Origin of the sequence: Cellulophaga sp. 20_2_10 (genome assembly GCF_023476645.1) — a bacterium.
GTDB lineage: Bacteria > Bacteroidota > Bacteroidia > Flavobacteriales > Flavobacteriaceae > Cellulophaga.
The window spans coordinates 1-3,717 of the sequence record NZ_JAMCOJ010000013.1 but is presented as its reverse complement, the minus strand read 5'-3'; the positions used below and the strand labels follow the sequence as shown (position 1 = coordinate 3,717).

General features: G+C 31.7%; 4 protein-coding genes. 1 reads left to right on the top strand and 3 read right to left on the bottom strand.

Annotated elements, in window-relative coordinates; translation table 11 throughout:
- Positions 1–662: 662 nt before the first annotated feature.
- Together M4I21_RS16640 and M4I21_RS16635 are read right to left on the bottom strand one after the other, a co-directional pair.
- Positions 663–911 carry a hypothetical protein gene (locus tag M4I21_RS16640; protein ID WP_249560356.1) on the bottom strand — a complete coding sequence of 83 codons (249 nt, stop codon included), beginning with the start codon at positions 909–911 and terminating at the stop codon, positions 663–665.
- 235 nt (positions 912–1,146) lie between these two features.
- Entirely contained in the window at positions 1,147–1,623 is a 477-nt protein-coding gene (locus tag M4I21_RS16635; RefSeq protein ID WP_041557772.1) for a hypothetical protein, read from the bottom strand.
- Positions 1,624–1,981: 358 nt separating this feature from the next.
- Between M4I21_RS16635 and M4I21_RS16630 the strand changes: the two genes are divergently transcribed.
- Positions 1,982–2,953, top strand: coding sequence for an IS110 family RNA-guided transposase (locus tag M4I21_RS16630; protein ID WP_249560355.1), 972 nt, complete (start codon positions 1,982–1,984; stop codon positions 2,951–2,953).
- 555 nt (positions 2,954–3,508) lie between these two features.
- Here M4I21_RS16630 and M4I21_RS16625 read toward each other — a convergent pair.
- Positions 3,509–3,717, bottom strand: a 209-nt coding sequence (locus tag M4I21_RS16625; protein WP_249560354.1) for a hypothetical protein, incomplete at its 5' end; no start/stop codon positions are given.

Sequence of the window (3,717 nt, the reverse complement as noted above, 5' to 3'; positions counted from 1 at the left end):
AAGTGTAAGATAATAAGCTTTAGTTTCGCGCGGCCACGCGAGGCTAAAGCTTATTAGCCGTCTCGCTGAGCGATTTTTATAAAAAAAATTGATTAGTGAGACACTTTATTGGATCGAGAGTTCGATGGGTCGTACCAAATTGCTTTTAGCTACTGATGTTACATCGTTTTCCCTAGATGGGCATCAAAAGCTGAACTTAGCGGATAAGCACTATCCCAATTTGGTTTAGCAGGGCGATGGAACACATTTTCCAAAGGGGCGGGAACAGCGTAGCTGTGTAGCAACTTTGGTCAGCTTTTCGCTGAATGTGTTCCATCGGTATTGTGTATGATTAGTGGCGTGTTTAAGCACCTAATTTAGTAAATAAAAACTGAATAGAAAATCCGCTAGTCCCTACGATTCGGGATTCGTAAGAAGGCTTTAACTAGCAATAAATTATATATGGTGTTAGCTTTTAGTGCTTTTTCTTCGGATTAATATTTCAATCCGATTTTCTTTTTTTGGTCAGTTTTTAATTCCGCAAGCTTGCTAAATTTTTGTAATGTTTTTCAATTCCAATTAAGGGAACAATTCCGCAACTTGCTAAATTCCGATTAAGTTAAATTCTGTTTTTCAATTCAGATGTCCATTTTATAAACTAACTAAAAATTCCGCTGTGATTTTCATTCCACATTTGGGTGAGAATTCAGATTTTTATTTTTCCAATAATTATAGTAAAGTTTTCCTGTTGTTATTGTAGAGCCTATCATTAAAAAGTAAATCATAACATGCTTTTTTTGAAAAAAACTTTCAGTAAATAAATCAGTCGTGCTTAATGTCAACAAAAATATTCCTACAAACCACAATAGTATAAATAAAATCAAATTCTTTCTTGTTGGATTTTTTATGAAATTTCTTTTTACTGTTTCCATTTATTTATTTTTTTTCGTTATTAAAAATTCCTCTTTTTTTATATTTTCGATTTCGAAAACTTGCTAATGCATTAAAGATAAATTGATTATGTATGATTAGTGGCGTGTTTAAGCACCTAATTTAGTAAATAAAAACTGAATAGAAAATCCGCTAGTCCCGACGCTTCGGGATTCGTAAGTAGACTTAAAACAAGCAATTAATTATACACGGTGTTGGCAAATGTTATTTTTTAGTCTAATCTCCGTCTAATAAATATATTTCCACAAGTGATATTCCTTCTTCATTTCTCTTGTAACATAATTTCGTAATGTAAATTGAATTATGAGATATTCCCTCATTATTGAACTCATAACAAGTTTCATTTACGTTATAATAGTTAGATTTCCGTCTTGTTTTTCCCTCGTTATAAGTTTCTGGATTATAAAAAAAATCTAATTTTTCATTTCCTTTTAGATATTGTATTTCTAAATTGTCCTCTATCGAATATTTGGTAGTAACTTTAATACTATCTTGTATTAGAAATTTAGTAATATATTCAATCATTGTAGAATCCCTTTCACTAAAACTTTCGTTTATTCTTTTAGAAGCAAAATATATTTCGGATTCACTTAATTCGTTATTCAATTTTTCTTTCTCTACTTGATTCGGACTATTTTTACACGAAGTAATTAGTATTAAAGTTCCTAAAATTATATTCAGTATATATTTCATTCTAATGTGTTCCATCGTTGTTGTATATGGTTTGTTGCGTGGTTTAAGCAACTAATTTAGTAAATAATTACCGACCAAGAAAGTCCGCGAGGACTTTCGTAAGTAGGCGAGAAGCCAGCAATAAATTATATACGGCTTAAGTTTGTAATTCATTAAATTAGAGTATTAATCAGAAAAGACAAAAGAGAGGAATAAGGTTATTATATACGGAGAGACTACAGATCTCGTCAATCCCGAAGCCTCGGGAAAAATCCCCTCTCTTTTCTACACAGATTTCGTACAGTTCTATGAGGCAATTAGACCTCGATTTTAAGTCGTTGAAACTCGCGTAGGTTGTCCTTTCAAAAAACATTTTCTTATGAATAAAGATATTAAATATTTTGGAATAGACATTAGTCATTTGGTTTTTGATGTCACAGATTCAGATGGTAAATACTATCAGTTTAAAAACACTATTTCAGGCTTTAAAAAGTTTGAAAAATTATTAGATCTCTCGAGCCATTGTGTAATGGAAGCTACAGGATATTATCACTATCAGTTAGCTTATTATTTACTTGAATCCGGTATTAAAATATCTGTAGAAAACCCATTGGCAGTAAAGCGGTTTATACAAATGAAGTTGTCTAAAATAAAGACAGATAAGAGTGATTCTAAACTTATTTGTGAGTATGCCAGTCAGGTAGATTTAAAGTTGTGGAAAGGTAGCTCTAAACATCAAATAGAATGCTTGCAAATGACCAGACTCCTTTCTGTGTATACAAAACAGAGCACAATGTTAAAAAACAAGTTGCACGGTGAAGCAGTTTTAGGAAACCCAAGTAAAGCAGTTGTGAGTTCTATAAAACGAAGTTTAAAACAACTAGAAAAAGAAATAGTCAACTTAGAAGCTAAATTATTGTTATTGGTAAAAGAAGAGCACCAAGATGTTTTAACACGGTTAAAAACTATACCAGGAATAGGAACTAAAACAGCCTTGATGTTAGTGGTTTTAACGGACGGTTTTGAACGATTTAGTAGTGGTGGTGAATTATGCAGTTATGCTGGGTTAACACCTGTTATAAGAAAGAGTGGAACAAGCGTAAATGGACGAAGTAGAATTAGTAAAATAGGAAATCAAAAACTAAGAAATTTATTATTTATGTGCAGTTTTAATGCCTGTAAATATAACAAGGCCTGTAAAGCTATTTATGACCGTATAGTAGCCAAAGGAAAGAGTAAAAAGTTAGCGCTAATAGCCGTGTGCAATAAACTATTAAAACAAGCCTTTGCTATTGCAAAATCAGGATTAATATATGATGATTCTTACAGAAGTACTTTAGCTAAAAATTAGTGAATTTTTACTTGTTTTTTACCACAGTACTTTGTTATCTATAGGTCTTTTCATAGTTAGTCAGAGTTCAGATGTTTAAATTTTTATATAAATATAATTTAGGAATTCTGATTTTAGCAACGGTTTAAGCGCAATGATACATTTCTACTGTCAGATTAGCTCAGATTGGTTTTTCTGCGTGTAATTCAGTCGTAACGATAAACGCAAGCTTTTCAATCTTAGTTTATAAAATCAAACAGAATCCAATCCGTAACGTTTTTCAGATTACATTATTCATCTGAGTAATTATTCCCTTGTTGGAAGTTCAGACTTATAGATTTTCCAATAATTTTTGTTGGTGAGTAACTTATAGATAACGATTTAGCTATGAACAGTGCGGGAGCAAACTAGCGTTTGCTTTCCGCCACGCACAAAGCGAAATCTTTTGGTTTTGTTTTTTCTTTTTTTTTCTCAAAGCGAAATCCCAAAGATTTCGCGACCTCAAAAATATACTCAAACCTTAGCGTTTAAGCCCAAAGCCCGTATTGTTTATAGGTGTTGTTGTGCGTTCGTTTTTTAATTTAATTCGTATTCAGTTAATTCCTCTTTTAGCTCTGTCGATGTCAAAAGTGGTTTCCTTTCCAAATGAGCAAATCCATATCCATTTTCTTTTACAAAAGCAGGTAAAAATTTATTTCCAATTTCTAAAATTATTCCAACGTCTATCAAATTTGAAAATCCTTCTCTTGCTTTTTTAGATTCTTCTGAATTTGGTTTGCAAAGAA